We start from the raw sequence: 24,742 nt of genomic DNA, 5'->3' as shown, positions 1-24,742 counted from the left end.
TGGTAAAGATGTACAGTCCGGAAATTTACCGCAAAATCACCTTTGAATCTCAATTCTACCGGTTTTTTCTACGTTTCCGACGTTCCTTTTTACCACTTTTGGATTCTTCCGTAGGCGTTGTTGCTACTTCCTCCGCGGGCGGTTTTGGCAGGTAAGGGGCCAGTTGCGCCTTAATCTCCTCCCGGAAAGCGTTCTTTACTCCTTCCAAAGCCGCTTCTTTTACTTCGCCGTCGATCTGGTTGCCGGTCAGCAGCTTTACAACCGCCTCCTCTCCCGGCCAGCTCGCGCCCAGGTAACGTGCGGCACTTTTTCGCACGGCCATCGATTCACCGGCATTCAAAACAGTCGAACGAAGCAGATAAATCGATTCGGAGCTGCCTACCGTCTGAATCGAGGCCAGCAATGCCGATTTTTTCGAATCGTTCATACCTGCCAGTTTTCCGGTCACATAGGAGATTCCCGCCTGTTCGAGCAGCAATGCTCCGGCATCCCGGCCGATCACCTCGTCGGATTTGTCCAACGCGAGTTTCAACAACCTTTCATTCTCCGATTCCAACTCATAGCGGGTCATAAGGTCGATATAGTGCTCGGTACCGTACGTTTCGTCGAGCAGCTTGTTCAGTGCGGTCAGGCCCTGCTGGGAGTTTGTCACGAATGATTTGTCCAAATGCAGCAATGCCAGCTTGCTTACTTCGATGCGATCGGACGAAGGAACATTCAAAACGCTCAGCAATGCCTGTGTTTTCTCATAACCGGCATGGAAAAAGTCGAACGAGCGAAAGTACCGCAGCCGGCTTTTGAAACTCACGGACGTGTCGGCCGCCAGTTCGCTCAAATACGGGATTGCCTTGCGGGTTCGCGCCAGCCAGATAATGTCCTTGCCGGCGTCGGTCGTCCAGGGCTTCGGTCCCGCCCTTTCCAGCCAGGCCGGAAAAAGACGTTCCCACTGGTCATAAGCGCCGATACTGAGCGCTTCCACCGTCCAACGGTCATTACCTTTGTATTGTTTGGCCAATTGGAGCCACACGTCCAATGCCTCGTAGGTATGATTGTGGTTAATGGCCAATGCACATTCGCGGCGTACCTGCGGGTCGCGGTCCGAGGTGAGGCGCTTGATATATTCGGTAGGGTCGCTGTTACGCTGGCGGACCGCACGCAAGGCGGTAATGCGGAGGTTGGGGTTCAGTTCGCGAAAGCCGATATCGAGGTTTCGATAGTTAAACCCTTCAATACGGTTCAGCACCCACAACGCGCGCGCACGCAGTTTCGGGTTCGCGTTGTATTGCCTGAAAAGCTCTTCCAGAAACGGCTCGGCCGCCCAACCGTGCTTTACGCAGGCATTCCATGCCAGGTAACGTTGCGACAGATTCGGGCTTTGTAGTGCCTTCACGGCCTGTTCGGGTACCGAAAGGTCGAAAACCGGTATTTTATAGGGCGTACCCGTAGGGGCGACGCGAAAGATACGTCCGCGGGTACGGTCCTTCATTTTGTGAGAGCCGATTGTGGGGTCATACCAGTCGGAAATAATGAGTGAGCCGTCGGGAGCTACACAGACGTCCGTCGGCCTGAACCACTTATCGCGCTTGCCTTCCAGAATAGGTAAGATACCCATGGATTTATAACCTGCTCCGTCATTCTGCACGGGGAATGCGCCTACATAGCCCTGGCCTGCATCGGCAAGCAGGATCTGGTCCCAATAACGGCGTGGCAGCAGGTCACCTTCGTAGACCGTGATTCCCATCGGAAAACCAGATCCGGTTTCCAGCAAATTGGGCACGACTCCCGGGTCGTTCTGATGCCAATGGCGGCGGGGGATTTCGTCTTCCAGATTGGTCCGGTTCAGTCGCCAGCTCGCGCCTGTCATTTCATCCACATAACCGAAGTTACCGTTCTCCATCACGTACGACACGCGGTCGCCCCCATTTCCCGGCTCCTCCTGATCCGATTGCCACATAGTACCATAGCTGTCCACGGCCACTTCCCAGCCATTGCGAAAGTTTTCGGCCATGATCTCCACCTTGGTAAAATCTTGCTCGCATCGGAAAACCACACCCTGCTTGTATTGCCGGAAATCGATCGGCCTTTCATACTTATCGAGCAACGGGCGGTCCTGCCCGTCGACGAGTTGCCGTCCTGCATTGCCATAGTTGAAATAGAACTTTCCATCGGGCCCGAACACGAATGCATGTACGCCGGCGTCGTTCTGCACGCCGCCGATTCCTTTAAAAATAACTTCTTTCGTGTCCGCCTTATCGTCGCCATTCGTATCTGTAAAAAGCCACACGTAAGGGCTTTGCGAAACAATGGCTTTATTGCCCATTACCCAAATGCCCAGCGGCGCATTCAGTTCCGGCCCCTGATAAAAAACCTTGGTAATATCCACCTTGCCGTCGCCATCTTTGTCTTCCAGGATCACAATGCGGTCACCCTGTCCGAGCTCCGATTTACCGTTAATAGCCGGCCGGTAATTGTACGTTTCGCACGCCCACACACGTCCGCGATGGTCGACGTCGATGTTAATCGGGTTGATCACATTGGGTTCGGAAGCGAATAGCGTTGCTTCCAGGCCGTCGGCCGCCTGCAAACCCGCCACCGCATTACGCGAAAAGCGCCGTTCCGTTTCCGACAACGCCGCATAGGCGCTATCCGGATCGATAACCAGCAACGAATCAACAACTTGACTAAAACCTGGGAATGAAAGGAAGGTAAAAAGAACCGCAGCACACCACGCAGATCTCACGATAGGAAATTGTTTCAAAACGAATTTTTGATGATGCAGATGATTTCAAAAAACGTTATAAAAATACCTGATGTTTCGGGAATTATAAAATGGAGTTTTGGAGAAATGTAACCTTTTGGCGATTTCAAACAGATTGTTCTGGAGTTGAAAGGTGACTAAATTTAAGGAAGGATTGCACGGAGCGAAAAGTCAAGTCGTAAATGAAAAAAGTTCCCGCTGAGCACGAAGCTGGAAAACGCACCGAGAATCAACACCAATAGAAACGAAAAGGAACCCGAAGGCTCCTTTTCCATTATCATTTCTTCTTCAAATTACTCAAATAATCCACCAGACTCACCAATTCCTCCGTACTCATCGCATCCTGCAAACCCGATGGCATCATCGAATCTTTCAGTTGTTTGATGGATTTAACCTGCGACATCTTGTACTCCTGCGTCGAGCCGCCGGGGAACTTGAGAATGAGGTCGGTTTCCGTTTTACTGGAAACAATGCCCGATACTGTGGTACCGTCTTTCAGTGTTACCTCAAAACCTTCGTAGCCAAAGCCAATCCCCGCGCTTGGATCAAAAATAGCGGCATATTGTGCTTCCTTCGGCAATTTGCTGCCGATCTCGGAGAGCTTGGGACCGAAATCCATTCCCTCGCCGTTGACCTGGTGGCATACCGAGCAGTAAGACGTAAATACCTGCTTGCCTTTTAGCGCATCACCCTTCATATTCACCAGGTCTTTGATTTCCGGGTGCTTTTTGGCGGCAACCGTGGCTCCGTCGAGATATTTAGCCGCTTCGAGCTTCACCGATTTGCGCCACGCACCATTCAAACCCTGAACCGCAGCGATTTTTACCTCACCGTTCAGTTTCCCCTCTTTCAGCAGCACAAGCACCAGATCTTCACCGCTCATCGTACCACCGAGCGACTTGGCAGCAATTATCCGGAGATCTTCCGCATAATTATCGCCGCTGGCCACGGTTTTCAATATATCCAGCGCCTCTTTGCTGTTAACCGGCCTAAGGGCGGTCAGAACGCTTGCGGTTTTGCTTTGATCCGCTCCCTTTACCACATTCCAAAGCAGCGGCGTGCCGCCCTGCTTGATGAGTTGCGACGCCGCACCCGATCCGATGCGGTTGGTCGGTTGCTGCTGTACCAATGCCAGAAGCCGCGGATTTTCGGATACCAGTTCGTATTTCCCAACCAGTTCGAGGTAAGAAGGAGTGCCATAGGTGGCGTCGAGCATTTTTTTCAATGCGGCCATTGCTTCCGGATTCTGCTTTACAAATGCCGGTTCGAGGTGCCGCATAGCCAGCTCGTTCACCTTGCCTTGGTCGGGGCCGGAGCCGTTCATGAGTTTCAGCAATGCCAGCGACTTTTCGCGACCGGCCGAATTAAAATCAAATGCACGGAAATACCGCAGACGGTTTTTCAGGTCAACTGTCGGGTCGCCCGCAAGAGAAGCGAGCAACCGGACCGATTCTTTTCCCCGCGAACGCCACACAATGTCCTTGCCTGCCTGTGTAGCAATCGGATTGGCGCCGGCTTTTTCCAGCCATGCGTTGAAGAACGGGTCCCATTGGGCATCGGCGCCGATGCCCAGTGCTTCGAGGTACCAGCGGTCTTTGCCGTCGTATTGCTGCGCAAGCGTAGCCCATAATGCGGGCGCCTCCGGTGAAGGATTATGGTGTAGCAACAATGCACATTCTCGGCGTACTTGTGCGTCGGGATCTTTGGATAACGTTTTAATATAAGAGATTACATCCAAATGCTTTGATTCACCGGCAGCACGTAGGCCCGCAATGCGGATATCTGCGTTCGCGTCCCTGATAGCCAGACCGACGGTTTTCTTTGCGGTAAATGGCCATTTGCTAAGCAGCCAAAGCGCACGGGCACGCATACGGGGCTCGGCATTCTTGTTGGCAAAAAGCTTTTCGAGCGCCGGACCGGCTTTCGGGCCCAGGTCGTTCAATGCGTTCCACGCATGGTAACGGACAGAGAGATTCGGACTTTGCAATGCCTCGATAGCTCCTGCAACTGTCACAAAATCAGCTTCTGGAATGCGGTATGGCGCATTGACGGGTGCTACGCGGTAAATGCGGCCTTTACCCTGGTCACCCGCCTGATGCCCACCCACGGCAGGGTCGTACCAGTCGGAAACCAGAAGGGAACCATCCGGCGCGACGCACACGTCGGAAGGACGGAACCACTGGTCACGCTTGCCGTCGACAATATTGACGATCCTGGCGGTGTAACCTGCTCCTGCCTTTTCAACCGGGTACGAGCGCACCACGTTATGGCCAGGTTCACAGTGGATCATCTGGCCCCAAAACTCCTTAGGCAGCAGTTTTCCTTCATATACCACCATTCCCGTAGGCGATCCCGAACCGGTTTGCAGCAAATTGGGTACCACGCCGGGGTCGTTCAGGTGCCAGTGGCGGTATGGGATCGAGTCCTCCATATTGGTGCGGTTGGCACGCCAGCCGGCACCGGTCATCTCGTCGGTGTACCCGTAATTGCCATATTGCATTACGTAATTGATGCGTACCCCCTTGTTGCCATCGTCGTCGTTATCCGACTGCCACATTGTGCCGTAACTATCGACTGCGACCTCAAAATTGTTACGGAAGTTGTTCCCCAGCACTTCGATATTGGTAAAATCGGGATCGCAGCGGAACACCATCCCCTGTCTCAACTTCGAGAAATCGATGGGCTTCCCATCCTTTCCTGCGACAGGTTTGCCTTTCCCATCCAGCAATTGCTCCCCTTCGTTTCCAAAATTGAAATACAACTTACCATCCGGTCCGAATACGAATGCGTGCATTCCATGGTCGTGCTGGTCGCCGCCGATACCTTCGAAAATCACTTCTTTTTTATCGGCTTTCAAGTCGCCGTCTTCGTCCGTAAAGAGCCATACGTAAGGGCTTTGCGAAACAATCACTTTGTTCCCCATTACCCACACGCCCAGCGGCGCATTGATCTCCGCTCCCTGATAAAACACCGTTGATTTGTCGGACTTGCCATCGCCATTCGTATCTTCCAGCACGACAATGCGGTCGCCTTCATTTTTGGTCGGGTTACCATTGATCTTGGGCCGGTAGTTGTAAGCCTCGCACACCCAAACACGGCCCAGATGATCGACATCGATATTGGTCGGGTTTGTGATCGCCGGTTCCGAAGCAAAAAGCGTCGCTTCCAGGCCATCCGCGACTGTAAGACCAGCCACCGCATACTTCGACGAGCGTTTTTGCACGTCGGTCAGATCTTTGTAAAGGGTATCGACCCTCGCGCCATCGATCGTGCTCGGGTTTGAACGCTGGTAGGAGGCGACCATCAAACCTGCCAGCAGGCAGCCGGCCGGAAAGAGGATAAGCGATTTTTTGAAATTCATAGGGTAAATCGGGCGTTTATCGGCCTTGAATCAGAAAGCGTTAACCCGGATCGACGGCTTAAACGTGTCATTTTAACAATAATAATTTAATTACGTGTATAAGAGACCACCGACTTATATTTACTATCATGAAAACGACTTTTTTTTCCTGCCTCGCCCTTTGCCTGGCAACCGAAATTTCAGCTCAAAACATCCCGTCGGCGGAAGTTCAGATCAAGACCGCCGTTTTAGCCGCACCTTCCGATAAACAGGCGGGCGCGAAAGTCTACGGGTACGCTTCGGACGGCACATTCAAGGTGCTGCGCGAGGGCAGTAACGACTTCGTCTGCCTGGCCGACGATCCGAAAAAGGAGGACATCAGCGTGTCGTGCTATTTCGCCGAGCTGGACCCGTTCATGGAACGCGGCCGTGTGCTGGCAAAAGAAGGTAAGAATGCCAAGGAAATTTTCGACATCCGTGAAAAGGAGGTTAAAGAAGGCAAGCTGAAAATGCCGAAGCAGTCATCGACCCTGTACGTGTTGTCGGGAACGAAAGACAACTATGACGTTACTACCGGTTCCCTCAAAAACGGTTACCTGCGTTATGTGGTTTATATTCCGTTCGCTACGGCGGAAAGCACCGGTCTCCCGCTCAAACCGGACGTACCGGGAATGCCGTGGATTATGGACCCCGGTACCCACCGTGCACATATCATGATTAACCCGCCAAAGCCCTGATATCCGGCACATGCAATGCAGACCGGCGACCGTTTCATGCAAATCGCAAAACAACGGAGCACGGAAAATTGAGGGTATAACGCGTCCGACGACGTCTTTTCGATGAAAAAAGATTGGAGAATCAATGAAAAAAAGCGCACGTATCCTTACCGTTTTGAGCCTGTTCGCATTATCAAGTCCATCTATGGCACAAACAGAAACCATTAACCTCTGGCCGGAAGGCAAAGTCCCTAATTTCAAAAAAAGCGATATCGAGGAAAAGTCGGTAACCGACGCGCAGGGCATCCTGCGGATCAGCGGCGTTACGGTCCCGACCATGACCGCCTATATCGCCCCGAAAGAAAAAGCCACCGGCGCAGCGGTGATGATCTGTCCCGGCGGTGGTTACGGCATACTTGCCGCATCGCACGAAGGCAGTGATTTTGCCAAATGGTTCAATGAGCTCGGCATTTCGGCTTTTGTCCTGAAATATCGGCTCCCGAATGAAAAGGGCATGGTGCACCAGCATGAAGTACCCCTGATGGATGCGATGCAGGGAATGAAACTTATCCGCCAGAACGCTTCCAAATGGGGCATTGATGCGAACAAGATCGGTGTGATGGGCTTTTCAGCGGGCGGGCACCTCGCCGCGACGCTGTCCACGCATTATAATATGGGTGAAAAAGCCTCCGCCGACGGCAAACCGAACTTTTCGATCCTCATTTATCCCGTGATTTCGTTCCAGCCCGGCATTTCACACGGAGGCTCGCGCGACAATCTGCTGGGCTCCGAAAAATCGGAGGAGCTGATCAAATATTACTCCAACGAATTGCAAGTTTCCGACGGAACACCGCCGGCATTCCTCGTTCACGCAATGGACGACACGGGCGTGCCGGTCGAAAACAGCATCGAATATTACCTGGCGCTCAAAAAGAAAAAAATTCCTGCTGAAATGCATTTGTACCCGAAGGGCGGGCATGGTTACGGCATGCGCACTGAAGGGAAAGGTTCGCTCGCCAACTGGCCCGCCGCTATGGAAGGATGGCTGAAAGCAATGGGATACGAGAAAAACTAACAACACACTGATTTAATCCCTAGTTTTGAAGAAAAATCAACGCCAGGGATTAAGTCAGTTTATGGATGCTTTCAACCGCCTCATAGTCAGCAAAAAATCGCTGTTATACATTGTTTTGGGAATTGCCGCCTTCGCCACGCTCCAATCAGTATTTTCGCATCCCAAAAGCTTCAACGGGCCACAACTCTACACTACCTATAACAATTACATTATTTTTAAACAATCATTTTTTCACTTAATAGAAGGAAAAAACCTATACAGATGGTACGTCACCGAACATTGGGATCTATTTAAATATAGTCCTGCATTCGCATTAATTTTTGGTATACTTTCCATTATGCCGACTTTCGTTGGCCTTTTTTTCTGGAATTTAATCAATGTATCGGTGCTATTTTTCTCCGTATACTCCCTGCCAAGGGTTGATCTACGCGCGAAGGGCCTTATGATTACCTTTATGCTTGTGGAGTTGCTCACGGCCACCCAGAACGAGCAAAGCAATGCCTTGATCGCTGGCTTATTGCTCTTTGCGTTCGGGTTTCTGGAACGAGATAAATACTGGATGGCCTCGCTGTGTATCGTATGCACTATCTTTATTAAACTATTCGGTATCGTAGCACTGGCACTGTACCTGTTTTATCCTAACAAAATAAAACTGGCCTATACTACTGCGGTATGGGTTGTTCTGTTCACAGTACTGCCGATAGTCGCTGTAAGCCCCGCGCAATTTGTCGTTTTATACAAAACCTGGTGGAAGCTGCTGGCGGCAGATCGTGATTTCTCCGACGGACTTTCGGTAATCGGCTGGTTGAAAATCTGGTTCTCGCTGAATGTGAACAAAACTTATGTCAATCTGATCGGAGCATTATTATTCTGCGCGCCCCTGCTCAGAATAAAGGAATACGGCAATTTCGTCTTCCGGGCTTTGATGCTGGCGTCGGTTCTGGTGTGGGTGGTGATTTTCAACCATCGCGCCGAATCGCCGACGTTCATCATTGCCATCGCTGGGGTGGCAGTCTGGTACTATATACAGGCGCCGGGTAAACTGAACTACACACTGCTTGTACTGGCCTTCGTATTTACAACCTTATCGCCTACCGATATCTTTCCAAAGTTTGTCCGCAACGAATTCTTCTGGCCATACGTGATCAAAGCTGTGCCGTGCATTCTTATTTGGGGTAAAATCATTTACGACCTGCTTTTCACGCAACTATCTCACCGCCCGGCCGAAGCAACGTCATAAAAAAAGCGTTACAGGAATGCTGCGGCCGCATCCTGTAACGCCATAACATCATTTTCAAGCTTAGTTTATACCCAGAAGGGTCCGGTTAACCTCCCTCACCTCTTTGGTGGATAAGTAGATGCTCTTGACGATTTTTTCGTAATCATTGGAAATCTCGAGCGTATACACTCCGTCGGTCATCTCATCGAAATTCAATTTCCGGCCGGTTTTTGTAATATAGCGGGGTATGAACTCCTCGACGAGGAGCTTGCCCTTGCTGTCCAGCAGCCTGATCGCCACTTTTTCGCCCTTTTCTTTTTCCATCATCACATTCATAGACATCGTGTCGCGTACCCGGTACATGCCCACACGAAATTTTTCGCAAGTATTGTTTTTGCATTCCGCTTTGGGACCGACGATCGGATCTGCCTGCACGTGGGCAGCAATAGTAAACAATGTGAAGGTCGTGGCAGAGGCGGTTTTTAAGATGTTCCTCATGGCTTCTGAAGGTTAGCTGGTTGGTACTTAAATTGATTTTGCACCAATGAGGTAACCGAATCCGCTATTGTTGCAGACAAAGTTTGAACGGTTGAAAACGAGGTTGAGTGGTTCGAACCGGTAATGCCAGAACTTAAAGAAGATTAGCCCCCGATCGCGATCATCTCCCGGTTTTGCTCATACTCCGATTTGGCTTGTTGCTCAGAGAAACCGGCGTGGCCGCCGTGGGCGAAGTGTTTTTTCTGGAAATGGGCGTAAATGAGCGCGCGTATGTCCTCGCCCTTACGTAATGGGGTTAGCAGATCGACTTCGGATGTATCAAACAGGCAGTTTTTCAGTTTACCATCGGCGGTGAGGCGAATGCGGTTGCACCCTTCACAAAAAGGGTGGGTTACGGTGCCGATAATACCGAAGGTACCCGCGCCGCCATCGACCCGGAACCGGCTCGCGGTATCGTGCATTTCACCGGCGACAGGCTGGTATTGAAACTCCCGGCCAACTTCCGCCAGCAGGTCGGCATAGGAAACTATTTTTGAGAGATCCCATCGATTGCCTTTAAAAGGCATAAATTCGATGAAGCGTACATGCAGGTTGGGCTCATCGAGCGTCAGCCTGACGAAATCGTTCACCTCGTCGTCGTTAGTCCCACGCATTACCACCATATTGACCTTCACCACAAAACCTTCATTCAAAAGCAACCGAATGTGTTTCAACGTTTTGGCAAAATGGTCGCGCTTGGTAATGGCCCGGAATCGCTCTTCGTTCAGGGTGTCGAGACTGACATTCAAAGATGTAACTCCGGCTTCCTTCAACTCGGGAATGAACTGATCGATATATACGGCATTGGTCGTCAGTGTAAGTGAAGTAGCAAGTTTCCCTAACCCCGAAATGATATCCCCCGCATCCTTCCTGATCAGCGGTTCCCCGCCGGTCAGCCTGATTTTCTCCACACCCATTTCGACGAACAGCCGGGCGATGTGGGAAATTTCATCGGCCTGCATAAGCCATTTCGACGGCATAAACTGCATGTCCTCCTGCGGCATACAATAGGTACAACGCAAATTGCACTTATCCGTCAGCGAAATGCGCAGATAGGTATGTTTGCGACCAAATGTATCTACAATAGGCAATGCCATCGGTTATCCTAATCGTGTTTTTTCCCTTCCAAAACATTAAAAACATGCAAAACATGCGGAAAGAGTGCATCGATATACTCGATGACGCCTCCGGTGCTGCCCGGCATAGTGATCACCAGCATTTCGCCGATAAAACCGGCCGCTGATCTCGACAGCATTGAAGTCGGTATACGTTCCTGGCCATATTGGCGGGCCGTTTCGGTAATGCCCGGTATTTCCCGGTCCAGCAGCTCGGATACCGCCTCCGGAGTTACGTCCCGGGGCGACAGTCCCGTTCCGCCGGTCGTCAATGCCAGATCATACCCTGCGCTTTGCAATGCACGCAATTTAGCCTGAATTTCGGCTTTGTCGTCCGCGACAATGCTGTATTCACTCACTTTGATTCCGAACGCGCCCAGTTTTTCGATGATCTTTTTACCTGATCTATCCTCACCGGCACCATTCGAAATACTATCTGAACAAACCACAACCGCCACTTTCAAACCTTCCGGTGCGGCATTGCGGTCGCTTTTGCCGCCTTTTTTTTCCAGTAAACGGATATTCCGTATTTCGACGCCCTTGTCGATGGGTTTAAGCATGTCGTACATCGTCAGTGCCACCACCGACGCGCCGTGCATTGCCTCCACCTCGACACCGGTCTTGTATATCGTTTTGACAGTCAATTCGATCACAATCGTCAAATCTTCTATCCGATATTGCACAGCTGTATATTCTACCGGAATCGGGTGACAGTCGGGCAGCAAATCAGGGGTTTTCTTAACCGCCAGGAAACCCGCCGCTTTTGCCATTTCAAAAACGTCGCCCTTGGGTACCGTCCGGCTCCGGATAGCCTCCACAGTCTCCGGCCTGCTCACCTGCACCGTTGCCTGCGCGGTGGCGATGCGGAGTGTGCGGGTTTTATGGGTAATGTCGACCATTTTTAATTTTGAATGATTGAATGACCGAATGATTGAATAATAGCCATGAAGTCAGTGAGTCATTTGTTGTAATAAGTCAAAACAATTTCTGACCGTACCTCACAATTCCCGACCCATTTATTTAGTCATTCAGTCATTCAAAATTCACCTACACATTAACGATTTTCCTTCCAAACATAACCGCCTTCACCTATCAGCTCTTTGCCGAAAATGGGTACTTTGGCCTTAATTTCTTCCACGATATATTCCGAAGCTTCGAATGCGGCCCGGCGATGCGGGGACGATACAAATACGAACAGGCTGATTTCACCCGTGCGTACAAGGCCGAGGCTATGATAAATATGCATGCAGGTTAATTCAAATCTGCCGAATGCCGCCTCCCGAATGTCGTGAAAAGCCTGCTCGGCCATTTCCTCATAGGCGGTGTAATCGATACCGGTCACTGTGCCGCTCTCTTTCTGGTCGGCGCGGACCTGCCCCAGGAAAATGGCGTGAGCGCCGATGCCGGTTTTCGACTGATGGGCCGCTATCGATTTCGCGATGAAATCGGGACTGACCGGACCTTGCACAAATACTTTTTTAGGCTTGTGTACCTTTTCCATAATAGATTATCCTCCTGCGAATGGCGGCAGCAATGCAATTTCCGACGGGGATTCGATGGGTACAAAATCCTCAGAAATTTTTTGATTGACGGCTATCTTGAACTTTTTCCCACGCATAGCCGGATACTTTTCCAATACCTGCGTCCGGAACTGCCCGACCGTCAGGGTACCCGCCGTATTCCAGACTTCGTCCGACAATCCGGCGATTTCCGCCAGCATCCCGAAATATTTGACTTGAACACCCATTTATAATTTAATACTCGGTTCATCCAAATAACCCGTATCTGCCCGTTCGGGTTCAGAGCGGCAGCAAATGTACTTCCACGAGGTCGCCGGCCGCTACCTGATTTTGTTCGACAGGCAAATAGATCAGCGCATCTGCAACCGCGAACGAACCGATCACAAACGACTCCTGCCCATCGAGCGAAACGACTTCGCCATCCGCCACTTTTGCTTTCAAAAACTCGTCGCGCTCCCCACCGAACTGATAGGCGTTCCGGATCGGCAGTTTTACAGACCTCAGGAACGGCTCTTTGTTCCCCATAATTTTTCTTAATGTCGGGAATACATATTCATAGTAGCAAACCAGCGAGGACGCAGGGTTACCGGGTAATGCAAAAATGATTTTCCCTTCTTTCTTGCCGAAAAGCAATGGTTTCCCCGGCTTTTGCCGTACTTTATAAAAGATCGTTTCAGCGCCCAGCGCTTCCAATGCCTTGCCCACGAAATCATAATCCCCCACCGAAATCCCGCCTGACGCGAGGACTACGTCGTTCGCATCGAGTAAGCGGCCTAATGCGCCGATAGTGGCTTCCAGGTCGTCGGAAGCATAGCTGATTGTAACCTGACTGATACCAAGCTGCGCCAATGCAGCTTTAAGCATGTCCGAATTGGATTCATAAATCTTTCCGGGCACCAGCGGTTCTCCCGCTTTGAGGAGCTCATCGCCCGTCACCAGCAACCCGACACGCGGCTTCGCATACACGGCTACCTCATTTACGTCCATCCCTTTAAGGAAACCAATGGCGCCAGGCGACACCGGAGTTCCCGCGGGCAACGCCACCGCTCCGCGCGCGATCTGCTGCCCGGCCTTACGGACATTCTTCCCTTCCGGCACCGGATATTCATTGATTCGCACAACGCCGTCCGCTACCAAGACATTCTCCTGCATAACCACCGCCGTCGCGCGATCGGGTACCGGTGCGCCTGTAAAGATACGTACCGCGGTACCGCTTTCCACAACAGGCAGTGCGGCCTGGCCTGCTTTGGATTCGCCCGCGAGCCGTAACGGCTTGCCTGGCTCCGTAACATCGGAATGCACGATTGCGTAGCCATCCATGGAAGACTGGCGGAATGGCGGCAGCGCAACGGGCGCGATCACCTCCTCGGCCAGCACATGCCCCGTTGCCACAGCAAGCGGTAATCTTACAACCGGAAGTGAAGGTGTGTTCTCGACAATCCTCTTTTTTGCCTCGCTGACTGTGACCATATCCTAAAAAATGCCTTACTAAAGTGCAAGTTAACACATTAGCGAAACGAAATGACACGGAGCGAAAAATGTCGCGGAATCCCAATTTCACCATCTAATTGGCGACATTTTCCACAATAATACCATTATTACCCCAAAACTATACTTTGTAACCAGTTGATGATCAATCGGTAAAACTTTCGATCAAAAACTGCCCGTCTTGCTAAAATTACATTTAAATGGCGAATACGCATTTTGCACTAAGCACTTTTTACCAATTAAAATTTCACCTTCGTCCGCAGTGGCGCGGTTTTTATTCAGGATACCTTGTGGAACACCAAATACCGCGATCTTATTTTTATCCTAGAACTACTTTTATCAATCATCTATAAATCAGTTTTTTACCTCAAAACAAAATTTTATTTATTCAATCCCGTTATCTTTGCACTTCGGCCTTGCGCCTAAAATGATGTTTCACGAAATACAAAATGCATGATTAGACTTATCTTTATGGCCTTCTCAATCGCAATATTCGGGAAAGCCCCGGTGAGCGAGGTGGAGGTGGAAAAGAAGGAGCTGAAAGAAACAACCATCATTGATTCAGATCTTCTTGCTATTGACTTCTGTGGCGAAGCCATTCCTTTATCAGAGCTTCGAATCGCTGAGCGATATCAAAACATGATCAGAAATTACGACAACCCCACTTTTCGTAAGCTGATGACCACAACGAAAAAGAGAATGCGGATCATCGAACCGATTCTCAAGAAGTACGGAGTACCAGCCGATTTTAAGTATATCCCTTTGATTGAGAGCGCCATGAACGACGACGTAACGTCTCGTCGGGGTGCAGGCGGATACTGGCAACTGATGCCCTCCACCGCAAAATCTCTCGGCCTGGTAGTGAACGAAACCAGGGATGACCGCAAACATTTGGTCAAATCTACCCACGCGGCGGGCAAGTACCTGCGCAGCTTGTACAAGCAACTGGGTTCCTGGACATTGGTAGCAGCTGCTTATAATGCAGGCCCGACGCACATCCAGAACCGGATGGATTCGCAGAATAAAGACGATTATTTCAAACTCCGACTCAACTCGGAAACAGCGAAATACCTCTACAAAATCCTCGCTGTAAAAGAATGGTTCTCCAACCCTGAAAGAAGCCGCGAATGGGTAAGCGGCGATGTTGTGGACCGGCTGGCGGCATTCAAAACGGAGCAGAAAAAAGCCGCAGCGCTGGCCAAAGCCGAAACCGGTTCCGGGACCGACACATAATCCCCGCTATTTTATTTGAAAAGTCATGTGAAGAAAAGGATACATTATCCTTTTCTTTGTGTTGTTATGACAGGGTACTGCCCGACGTTCCTTATTTTTTAATACTCATTTTTTGACATGACAAAAGCGGAAATGATCACCGACAAGGGTACGATGCTCATCGAGTTTTACGATGAAGACGCTCCGAATACGGTGAAAAACTTTGTTGACCTTTCTAAAAAAGGCTTTTACGACGGCCTGACTTTCCACCGCGTAATCCCGGACTTCGTAATCCAGGGCGGAGATCCTACCGGTACAGGCCGCGGAGGACCAGGCTACAAGATCGATTGCGAGCTAACCGGCGGAAACCAATATCACGATCGCGGTGTGCTTTCGATGGCGCACGCGGGACGCAACACCGGCGGCTCACAATTCTTTATCTGCCACAGCCGCAACAACACCGCACACCTCGACAGGAACCATACCTGTTTCGGCCGCGTGGTGGAAGGCGTGGAAACGGTAGATCTGATCCGTCAGGGCGATAAGATCCAAAAGATCACGATTATCGAGGAGGCTTAAAATCCCGAACAAAAAGAAGGCCGGAAATCGAGATTCCGGCCTTCTTCGTTTAATATGGGGCTATCTCTTACCAGAAATGCCCGTACAAATAGGAAATAATAGCGATTACTACTACTGCACCGATCACAAAGCTGCGGTGCGGAAGGAACATCGAAGCGTCGATGGCAAGCCCTTTCTTCTCATCCGGCATTACGAGCCCCAGGATAACCATCACCACGACGCAGATCACGAACACAATACCCATCCGGTCGAGGAACGGCACCTGCGACCAATCGGCGAACGGGAACACATTATTGTGCATCGCCAGGGCAATCAGAAAGCCGCCTACGATCGCAAACAACGCGCCCGCGGAATTGGTACGTTTCCAGAAGAAACCCATTATGAAAGAAGCGAAAATACCGGGCGACAAGAGGCCCGTCATTTCTTGGATGAACTGGAAGCCCCCCTTCTTGTCGATACCCATGTAAGGAGAAACCACGATCGCGAGGATCATCGAGATTACGACCACCGCCCGGCCAATGCGCACGAGCGTTTTCTCGTCGGCGTTCTTACCGATATAATTTTTGAAAATATCCAGCGTAAAAATTGTGGAAATGCTGTTTGCCTTGCCGGCCAGGGAAGCTACCACCGCAGCCGTTAATGCGGCGAAGGAAAGGCCTTTCAAACCGGTTGGAAGCAGGTTAAGGAGGACGGGGTAGGCTTTATCTGCGTTGATCACGCCGTCTTCGCCCAGCATTTCCTGCTGAAACATGCCTTTGCTGTACAATGCGTAAGCCGCGATACCGGGCAATACCACGATGACGGGCATCAACAATTTCAGGAACGCCGCGAAGAGGATACCATTACGGGCGGTTTTCAGGTCCGCACCCAATGCGCGTTGGGTAATGTATTGGTTACAGCCCCAATAGTTCAGGTTCACGATCCACATACCGCCCAGCAAAACAGTCAACCCGGGCAATTGCATGTAGAATGGGCTGGATTTGGGGAAGATCATGTGGAAGTGGTCGTCGTGATTTTCGCGCATTACCTTGAAGCCTTGCACGATACCTTCGACACCCGCGTTGTCCGACACCAGGTTGATGGCCAGATAGGTAGTGGCCAAACCACCGATCACCAGGAAGAATACCTGAATTACGTCCGTAAAACCGATTACCTTCATCCCGCCGATGGTAATGATGATCGCAAATACCGCCAGGGCGATCATACAAAACTGGAAATTAAGTCCCGAAATACCCGACACCGCCAATGCACCCAGGTACAGGATAGAAGTAAGGTTGACCAGGATGTACAATGCCAGCCAGAACACCGCCATGATCAGGCTCACCGACTGGTTGTAGCGCTGGCTCAGGAACTGGGGCATGGTGTATATCTTGTTTTTGAGATAAATAGGCATAAAAAAAACAGCCACGATCACCAGCGTGGCTGCCGCCATCCACTCGTAGGTGGAAATCCCTAAACCCATCGAAAAGCCATTTCCGGACATTCCGATAAACTGCTCCGCCGAAATGTTCGATGCAATCAGCGACGCGCCGATCGCCCACCAGGTAAGGGAACCTTCCGCCAGAAAGAAGTCCTTCGTAGATTCTACTTTTGATTTTTTCCGCTGATAAATCCAATAACCGTAACCGGATACTACAATGAAGTAAAAGAAGAAAACGACATAATCCAGTGTTTGTAATTGTTGCATTTCAAATAATAAAATAGATGAATGAATGAGGTTGATCAGCTTAGATTGAAACGTACATTATTTTCCGAAAATAGTACAAAATGCAAACATACACGCCAATATTTCACCTTGTTTTGAAAAGGAGCGCATAAATATAGCCTACAAGCATTTATTCGTAGTGCTTTACTCTGATATTTTCTTCGAACCCTTAAAATGGTGAGGACCTGCCGGGCCGTAAGCCTCTTCGAATGATGCACCTTCCCTCATCTGTTCCATAAACCGCTGCAAGCCAGCGTCCCCATGCCCGAGAAGCCAGTACGAAACCTCCATTCCGGCTGTCATATAGGCCGTCATGACGTGCCGCTGGTCACCGCCGAAAAATTCGCGCATCGTGGAAATATCTTTCAGCAACAGCAGGTCGCGACCGTCGCGGGTGTAATAGCGCCATTCGTACCGGTAAGCACGGTAGCGTTCGCGCGGAGTAGTGTGGCTTACGAAACGGCGGTCTAGCATAAGGGCGAGGCCTTCATTGAACCACTGCGGAATCCCGGTAGTGGTTCTCCACCAGCCAACGCGTTTCAAAAGCTCGATATGGCTCATTTCATGGGCAATCACGTCGATATTCATGCCCTGCGCGTTGAGAATCACATAAGAACTTCCCCAGGGTGTACCAATGCTGCATCCGGCGCCTTCGGTACTGCTGCAATATTTCTGGTATTGCTGCGGCGTCCGGCAGACTATGATTTTGGGATTGGATTTTTTGCATTGATAAAAAGAGTCGATGCGTGCCTCGGCGAGTGCAATGGTGCTTTTGAGGGTTTTGTATTTATCCCGGCCGATACCGGGGCCGAAATAGACCTTGTTATCGGTCGACTTGAAATCGGAGAATGCGATGAGCTCGCAGTAGAAGATTTGCGGGTAGAGAAAAAAGAGGCTACCCAACAGGATGGGTAATCCGGTCAGAAAGAATCGGGCGACTTTCCGGCGTGGGTTCAAGGTTGATGTTTTTTGCCACGAAGACACTAATTCGTGTCTGTTCGTGCCTTCGTGGCAACTAAAAATTAATGCTTAAAGTGACGAACCCCGGTAGTTACCATCGCAAGCCCATTCGCATTGCAATAATCCACCGAATCTTTGTCACGGATAGAACCGCCCGGCTGAACCACCGCGGTAATGCCTGCGTTGTGCGCGATTTCGACGCAATCCGCAAACGGGAAAAATGCATCCGAAGCCATAACGGCCCCTTTCAGATCGAACCCGAACGATTTCGCCTTCTCGATCGCCTGGCGCAACGCGTCCACACGTGAAGTCTGCCCGGTACCGCTCGCCAGCAGCTGGTTCTCCTTTGCCAGTACGATGGTATTCGATTTGGTATGCTTGCAAACTTTCAATGCAAATTCCAACGCCGAAACCTCGCTCGCCGTCGGCGCTTTCTCGGTTACGGTTGTGAATTGCGCGGCTCCTTCTGTGGCAAGGTCTTTATCCTGTACCAATACCCCGTTCAAAATAGTTTTAAACATCACCCGCGGCAGCTCCACCGTATTCCGCTTCAACAGAATGCGGTTCTTTTTTGATTTCAAAAGCTGTAATGCCTCTTCTTCATATGCAGGCGCGATCAGGATTTCCATAAACAGCTTGTTAAGCTCCTCAGCCGTTGCCAGATCAACCTTCGCATTGGTAATCACAACGCCGCCGAAGGCAGAAACAGGATCACAAGCCAATGCATTGTCATACGCTTCTTTGGCGGTAGGCGCCGTAGCGATACCGCAGGCATTGGTATGCTTGATAATGGCGAATGTGGGCTCCGCGTCTGTAAACTCGTCGATCAGGCTCACGCAGGCGTCCACGTCCACGAGGTTGTTATACGAAAGTTCTTTTCCGTGCAATTTGTCGAAAATACCTTCCAGGTCGCCATAATACGTCGCATTCTGGTGCGGGTTTTCGCCGTAGCGAAGCGTTTGCGAAGCAAGGCTGGTGAAATCGAAGAGCGCTTTGTCGGTCGTTTCATTTCCGGCAGTAAAAAAGCGGTTGATCGCTCCGTCGTAATGCGACGAAACACCGAATGCCAGACCTGCATAGTAACGACGGTCCTCGATATCTGTCGCACCGGCCTTAGCATTCAGCAACTCGACGACCTCCGCATACTGGCTGCGGGAAGAAACGATCAATGTGTCTTTAAAATTCTTTGCCGTCGCACGGATCAGCGATATCCCGCCAATGTCTATTTTCTCGATAATATCCTCCTCGCTTGCGCCGGATGCCACCGTTTCCTCGAAAGGATAAAGGTCCACCACCACCATGTCGATAGCTGGGATGTTGTACTGCTGCGCCTGCGCCACATCGCCCGCGTCGTCGCGACGGTACAGGATTCCGCCCATGATGGCAGGGTGCAATGTTTTAACACGCCCCCCCCGAAAATTGAAGGATAGCCGGTCAACTCCTCGGCCGCCGTTACGGGAATGTTGAGATTTTCAATGAAAGTCTGAGTTCCCCCGGTGGAGTACAGCTTTACGCCGTTATTGTGCAGGAGGCGGACCAAAGGCTCAAGTCCGTCTTTGTAATAAACAGAAATAAGCGCGGATTGGATTTTTTTAGACATTGTGCAACGTTTGCTCTAAGATTACAAATGCGGGATTTTGCTTACATTCGGCAGTTCGGCTTGTCCCATGTTGAAAAATAAACCGCAAAGATAGCCGAAAAATCAACGAAACAGGAAGCGGAGCAGCCGAAAAACAAAACGTTATCATTCTGAAACCAAGTTTAAAAAGCCAGAACCATGAACCTCGACCTGACCGGAAAAACAGCGATCGTATGCGGAAGTACCCAGGGCATCGGGCTCGCCGCCGCCGTTGAAATAGCATTACTCGGTGCAAATGTGACCCTGGTGGCCCGGAACGAAGAAAAACTGCGCGAAGCCGTCGAAGACCTGGACACTTCGCTCGGCCAGCTCCACCGGTATGTAGTCGCCGATTTCGCCGACCATGAAGCTGTAAAATCAGCCATCGGAAACTACCTCCGTCTCTGCCCCGACGTCCATATTCTCGTAAACAACACCGGCGGTCCTTCCGGCGGCCCGATCATCGAAGCGGATACCGACCAGTTCCTGAAAACCTTTCAAATGCATTTGATCAACAACCAGTTCCTGGCGCAGTCGGTGGTGCCGTCGATGAAAAGGGAAGGTTTCGGCCGCATTATCAACATCATCAGCACGTCGGTGAAGCAGCCGATCATCGGCCTCGGCGTGTCCAACACCATTCGTGGCGCCGTAGCCAGCTGGGCCAAGACACTTTCACTGGAACTCGGCCAGTACGGCATTACCGTTAACAATGTGCTGCCAGGCTATACCGAAACGGCGCGGCTGGACGCTGTTTTGGAAATGCGGAGTAAAAACCAGGGCAAAACAAGGGAACAGGTAGCCGACGAACTGAAAGCCGGCATCCCCATCCGCCGGTTCAGCGAGGCGAAAGAAGTAGCCGCCTCGGTGGCGTTCCTGGCTAGTCCGGCTGCGGGGAGTATCAGTGGCGTGAGTTTGGCGGTGGATGGCGGGAGAACCGAAAGTTTGTAATAATCCGGGAAGATTTAGTATTAAGTATACTTTAATATATTTGAATGCTAAATTTTTTTTATGGCCCGACTTCTCCTCTTGTTCCTAACCGTTTGCCTATCAGTAAAAGCATTCTGCCAGACGGACTCTGTGTTCCTGAACCAAAATCCAGAACCTGTATTGGGGAAGGTTTTAATCCATCACAAAAAAGGGGATGTGACCGTAAAGGGCGCCCAAAGCGGCTCAGCCGTATTTCCATTCCGTGAGATCCGCAGGATCGGGTTAGGCAATGGCGGGGTATCGCGAAACCAAAGAATCGCCCTATCGCTATGCGACGGGCTACATAGAGATCGACAGGCCCGTCCATATGATCGGGCTCAATGCAGGCCTGGGAGCGCAATATGATATAGGCAAAAGGTGGGCTGCGCGGCTGGCAGCCAAATTTACAGGTGGTATTTATACCAAGATTTCCCATACCAGGCTGTCGTCCAAAATCAAAAACGAAACGACCAAACCTAACAACACGTGAGATTTCCGGTACAACGCTTTTCTGCATACGTACGACCAATACGCCCGTAATTTCAGTGTCGCAACCGGGTTGTATTTCAAGTTATAACCTTAGTTTCCGCGCTTTATCACGGCCAGCGTATTATCGTTCCGCGCAGCCACAACGGCCGTCCCGATTTTCAGTTGAATGGCCTTCAGGCGCTTTACCTGCCCGCGTACCTGTAAGCCGTTCAATACCTCGGGCTGGAAGTTACAATTGCCTTTGTTGATGAGCACCGTTCCGTAATCGGCGTCGTAGCGGCCCATTTGAATGTTACAGTCATAAAAATTACCCATTAAGAGTACATCCGGCAACTTGTCGCCGTTGGCATCGATAATCTGCGCGTCGTAATAGGGTGCCCATTGCGCACGGCCGGGCAAAGCTTTGACGGTAAAGTTACCCTTGCCGTCGTTCACTAAAATCGAGTTCTGAAAATAGTCGGCAGTAAGGACTTGCGATTTTTCCAGTTTGTCGGCGCCTACAAGATCGGCCAAACCGGCTTTGGCAAATTCGGTGGCATAAATATACTTTTTGCGGATCACCGGCATTTGCTTCTCCATTTCCATTTTGGTCGGGAAGAGTGCTTCTTTTCCGTTGAGATAGGTTGTCAAAAGCGGTTCTTTCCGGCCATTTCCGTCAAAATCATTGATATACATTTTCACGGGTTCCTTCTCGGATGCCTTCACGCGGCTGTTCAGGCCCAGGTTACCCGCCAGCACATCCAGGTCGCCATCGCCATCGAAGTCGTAGGGCATGGCGAAGTTCCACCAGCCTTTGCGGTCGGTGAGCACCTTCTTTTGGAACGCATTGCCATTTCTTTCAAAAACGCAAATACCGTCCCATTCGAGCGCGACGACAATGTCCTGCTTGCCGTCCTTGTTCATATCCGCCAGCCGGGCGCTGCGCACATAGCCGATCGATGCCAGTTCGGGCGCATACCGGGCCGTGACGTCGGAAAACTTGCCCGTACCATCGTTTTGAAGCAGGTAGGAACGCGGGGTTTCACCGTAGTTGAGCGGAACCGCTCTTCCGCCGATGAGCAAATCGACGTGCCCGTCGCCCGTGAAATCGAACGGGACAATGCAAGAAGCGGTCACATAGATATTCGTAAACGCATCCTCTTTGGCGGCAAGGTTACCCTTTCCGTCGCTGAGGTAAATTCGCGGCATTTGGTAGGGCGAATTGTGACTGAACTCATTCCCGCCGGTCGCGACCAGCAGGTCGGGATGGCCGTCGTTGTTCACATCGGCCCACTCGGCATCCACTTCTTCGTAGGTGCTGTCCTTTGCCAATGCAGGTTGCGGCAACTCCCCGAATTTGCCATTGGCATTCTGGATGTACAAATGGCTGCGGAGCATTTTCGACGAGCCCACGTAAATATCTTCCAGGCCGTCGTGGTTAATATCGGCGACCGCGATAGCCGGCCCCTCGGCGGTTACTTCGAAGGGAATAAGGGAATTGCGGTCAAATTCGATAAAATTATTCTCCTCATGCCGCACATTCAGGCCGATTTGGGCGGCAATATCGTCAAATGCATAAGACTTGCTTTCCTTGCCCCGCTTAAATGCCTCGTAATCGAAAACGGGTAGTCCATCGCGATAACCGATTGATAGCGAATCCTGCAACTCATTGGCTTTCAATATCTGGTAACGGTTATCCGGCCAAATCACGGCAACCGAATCGATTTCCGCTTTTTTGCCCAAACCGATATTCAAAGGTACCTCCATGCTCGACTGAAAACCGCGGACCGGGAATTTCTCATAGCTCAGCACATTGTTTTTTTTGAATACCAGGCATTTCGCACCGATTGCATTCAGATTACCTTTTTTCCCTTTCAAATACAGTCGCAAAAAGTCGTTTTTCCCTACCTTGCTATTGGCCAGGTTTTCGTAAACAAATGCCTTCTCGTTGATATTATTCGTCACAATGTCGAGGTCGCCATCGTTGTCGAGGTCGGCATACACCGCGCCATTGGAGTACGATACTTGGTCGTTTTTGATGTTTCGGGCCAAATCGCTGAACGAAAGCCCGCCCTGATTACGGAAGAACTTGTTGGGCAGCTTGATTTCCGGCAGTTTATCGGCCAGGCCAGGATCGTTTTCATCGAAATTCTTATTGCGTATCTTCTCCTGGACAACATCGTCCGACACAAATTTTATATAGTCAATATCGTTCATCCGCTTGGGGATGCCGTTGGAAATGAACAGGTCTTTCAACCCGTCATTGTCAAAATCCGTGAAAAGCGCAGCCCACGACCAGTCCGTCGCGTGGATGCCAGCGAACGTACCGATTTCGCTGAATGTGCCGTTCCCGTTGTTGAATTGCAGGTTGTTCCGTGCAAACTGATAATTGTATCCCTGCCGGATCTTGTATTTGAAAATGCTGTAAGTATCCTCCCCTTCCGATTTTTTCAGGATTTCGTAGTCCGACGGCAGCATATCCAGCGACACGATCTCGGGAAAAACATCATTATTAAGGTCGCCAACATCCACACCCATTGAAAACTGGCTGGTATGCATCAATGCAGAATCCGTTTCGTCATTGAAGCGACCATTTCGCTGATTGATATACAGATAATCATTCTCATGAAAATCGTTGCCTACGTACATATCCGGGTAGCCATCGAAGTTGATATCGCCCACGCCAAGCCCTAGACCGTAGCCTAATGCGGAGCTGTGAATGCCCGCTTCCCGCGTGACTTCTACAAACTTGCCACCTTCATTACGGAACAACTTGTCGCCCGCCAACGGGTGCGTAGTGTCTTTGAAAAGGTCGCGACGCCCGAAAGTCCCGTTCTGGTGCACCGAATGGTTGAGCTGAAACATGTCCAGGTCCCCATCCAGGTCATAATCAAAAAACAGCGCCTGCGTGCCAAAAACCACCAGGTCAAGCCCGTATTCCTTTGACTTTTCCTCATAAACCGGGATTCCCTCCGGCGTAATGCGCTGACACTCGAAGAGCAGGTTATGGCCTTTCATATTCTCGAAATCGCCAACCTGGCTAACGTAAATGTCGAGCATTCCGTCCTGGTTTATGTCCACCACCGAAACTCCGTTCGACCAGCCTTTGCCCGTCGAAAAATTTGCTTTACCCGTCACATCTTCGAATTTCATGTCCTGTCGGTTCAGGTAAATGCGATTCGGCTGCTGGTTACCGGTAAAGCACAGATCCACCAGCCCGTCGTTGTTCAAGTCCCCGGCCCCGCCCCCCCCGCCACTATAAAAGTACATGTAATAGAAGATGTTGAAATCTTTGGTCGGTTTGAGGGTGTTGGAAAAATCGATACCGGTACGATCCGCAGTCAGCAGTTCGAAGTCGTAATCAACTGGCTCATCCTTCGTGCCGCACGAGCCTATTACAGCAGCTAAAAGGATAATCAGGCACTTTTTCAACAGGCTGTTAATTGAAATGGGGTCCAGCAAAGCG

18 protein-coding genes and 1 pseudogene are annotated in these 24,742 nt (G+C 50.7%); 7 read left to right on the top strand and 12 right to left on the bottom strand.

Annotation, left to right across the window (positions count from 1 at the left end):
- Positions 1-55: 55 nt before the first annotated feature.
- The gene (locus ABV298_RS18110) at positions 56-2,665 is read right to left on the bottom strand and encodes a PVC-type heme-binding CxxCH protein (protein WP_353717590.1); all 2,610 of its coding nucleotides are present in this window, start codon (positions 2,663-2,665) and stop codon (positions 56-58) included.
- Between the two features lie 370 nt (positions 2,666-3,035).
- Positions 3,036-6,119, bottom strand: coding sequence for a PVC-type heme-binding CxxCH protein (locus ABV298_RS18105; protein WP_353717589.1), 3,084 nt, complete (start codon positions 6,117-6,119; stop codon positions 3,036-3,038).
- A 128-nt stretch (positions 6,120-6,247) separates the two neighbouring features.
- Here ABV298_RS18105 and ABV298_RS18100 point away from each other — a divergent pair, with 128 nt between their 5' ends.
- The 3 genes from ABV298_RS18100 to ABV298_RS18090 all read left to right on the top strand — a co-directional run bounded on the left by ABV298_RS18100 (position 6,248) and on the right by ABV298_RS18090 (position 9,129).
- Complete coding sequence (locus ABV298_RS18100) at positions 6,248-6,835, top strand: hypothetical protein (protein ID WP_353717588.1); 588 nt, start codon at positions 6,248-6,250, stop codon at positions 6,833-6,835.
- Between the two features lie 184 nt (positions 6,836-7,019).
- Complete coding sequence (locus tag ABV298_RS18095; RefSeq protein ID WP_353717587.1) at positions 7,020-7,889, top strand: alpha/beta hydrolase; 870 nt, start codon at positions 7,020-7,022, stop codon at positions 7,887-7,889.
- A gap of 61 nt (positions 7,890-7,950) precedes the next feature.
- The gene (locus tag ABV298_RS18090; RefSeq protein WP_353723207.1) at positions 7,951-9,129 is read left to right on the top strand and encodes a glycosyltransferase family 87 protein; all 1,179 of its coding nucleotides are present in this window, start codon (positions 7,951-7,953) and stop codon (positions 9,127-9,129) included.
- A gap of 60 nt (positions 9,130-9,189) precedes the next feature.
- Here the strand turns inward: ABV298_RS18090 and ABV298_RS18085 are convergent, their stop codons facing one another.
- The 6 genes from ABV298_RS18085 to glp form a co-directional block, all read right to left on the bottom strand.
- The gene (locus tag ABV298_RS18085) at positions 9,190-9,606 is read right to left on the bottom strand and encodes a hypothetical protein (protein ID WP_353717586.1); all 417 of its coding nucleotides are present in this window, start codon (positions 9,604-9,606) and stop codon (positions 9,190-9,192) included.
- Positions 9,607-9,749: 143 nt separating this feature from the next.
- A complete protein-coding gene (moaA, locus tag ABV298_RS18080; RefSeq protein ID WP_353717585.1) occupies positions 9,750-10,742 on the bottom strand; it encodes a GTP 3',8-cyclase MoaA in 993 nt (330 codons plus the stop codon).
- 8 nt (positions 10,743-10,750) lie between these two features.
- Entirely contained in the window at positions 10,751-11,659 is a 909-nt protein-coding gene (moaCB, locus tag ABV298_RS18075) for a bifunctional molybdenum cofactor biosynthesis protein MoaC/MoaB (RefSeq protein WP_353717584.1), read from the bottom strand.
- Positions 11,660-11,814: 155 nt separating this feature from the next.
- A complete protein-coding gene (locus ABV298_RS18070) occupies positions 11,815-12,261 on the bottom strand; it encodes a molybdenum cofactor biosynthesis protein MoaE (RefSeq protein WP_353717583.1) in 447 nt (148 codons plus the stop codon).
- A gap of 6 nt (positions 12,262-12,267) precedes the next feature.
- A complete protein-coding gene (locus ABV298_RS18065) occupies positions 12,268-12,507 on the bottom strand; it encodes a MoaD/ThiS family protein (RefSeq protein ID WP_353717582.1) in 240 nt (79 codons plus the stop codon).
- 52 nt (positions 12,508-12,559) lie between these two features.
- Positions 12,560-13,750: a gephyrin-like molybdotransferase Glp gene (gene glp, locus ABV298_RS18060; protein WP_353717581.1), complete on the bottom strand. Its 1,191-nt coding sequence runs from the start codon at positions 13,748-13,750 to the stop codon at positions 12,560-12,562.
- Positions 13,751-14,221: 471 nt separating this feature from the next.
- Here glp and ABV298_RS18055 point away from each other — a divergent pair, with 471 nt between their 5' ends.
- Positions 14,222-15,001, top strand: a complete 780-nt coding sequence (locus tag ABV298_RS18055; RefSeq protein WP_353717580.1) for a lytic transglycosylase domain-containing protein — start codon at positions 14,222-14,224, stop codon at positions 14,999-15,001.
- A gap of 117 nt (positions 15,002-15,118) precedes the next feature.
- Positions 15,119-15,559 carry a peptidylprolyl isomerase gene (locus ABV298_RS18050; protein ID WP_353717579.1) on the top strand — a complete coding sequence of 147 codons (441 nt, stop codon included), beginning with the start codon at positions 15,119-15,121 and terminating at the stop codon, positions 15,557-15,559.
- Between the two features lie 67 nt (positions 15,560-15,626).
- On the opposite strand, the gene ABV298_RS18045 is transcribed toward ABV298_RS18050, so the two are convergent.
- The 3 genes and pseudogenes from ABV298_RS18045 to purH all read right to left on the bottom strand — a co-directional run bounded on the left by ABV298_RS18045 (position 15,627) and on the right by purH (position 19,824).
- Positions 15,627-17,246: a sodium/solute symporter gene (locus tag ABV298_RS18045; RefSeq protein WP_353717578.1), complete on the bottom strand. Its 1,620-nt coding sequence runs from the start codon at positions 17,244-17,246 to the stop codon at positions 15,627-15,629.
- A 162-nt stretch (positions 17,247-17,408) separates the two neighbouring features.
- Entirely contained in the window at positions 17,409-18,221 is an 813-nt protein-coding gene (locus tag ABV298_RS18040) for a hypothetical protein (RefSeq protein ID WP_353717577.1), read from the bottom strand.
- Between the two features lie 65 nt (positions 18,222-18,286).
- Positions 18,287-19,824 (bottom strand): annotated as a pseudogene (gene purH / locus ABV298_RS18035) (bifunctional phosphoribosylaminoimidazolecarboxamide formyltransferase/IMP cyclohydrolase).
- 177 nt (positions 19,825-20,001) lie between these two features.
- Here purH and ABV298_RS18030 point away from each other — a divergent pair.
- Together ABV298_RS18030 and ABV298_RS18025 are read left to right on the top strand one after the other, a co-directional pair.
- A complete protein-coding gene (locus ABV298_RS18030) occupies positions 20,002-20,790 on the top strand; it encodes an SDR family oxidoreductase (protein ID WP_353717576.1) in 789 nt (262 codons plus the stop codon).
- Between the two features lie 268 nt (positions 20,791-21,058).
- Positions 21,059-21,298 (top strand): hypothetical protein, encoded by a 240-nt coding sequence (locus ABV298_RS18025; protein ID WP_353717575.1) that lies wholly within the window; start codon positions 21,059-21,061, stop codon positions 21,296-21,298.
- A gap of 89 nt (positions 21,299-21,387) precedes the next feature.
- Here the strand turns inward: ABV298_RS18025 and ABV298_RS18020 are convergent, their stop codons facing one another.
- Positions 21,388-24,708, bottom strand: coding sequence for a VCBS repeat-containing protein (locus tag ABV298_RS18020; RefSeq protein ID WP_353717574.1), 3,321 nt, complete (start codon positions 24,706-24,708; stop codon positions 21,388-21,390).
- Between the last annotated feature and the right edge of the window lie 34 nt (positions 24,709-24,742).

The organism is Dyadobacter sp. 676, assembly GCF_040448675.1.
GTDB lineage: Bacteria > Bacteroidota > Bacteroidia > Cytophagales > Spirosomataceae > Dyadobacter.
Note: the sequence above shows the minus strand (reverse complement) of the source record. Positions and strands in the feature narration are given on the sequence as shown.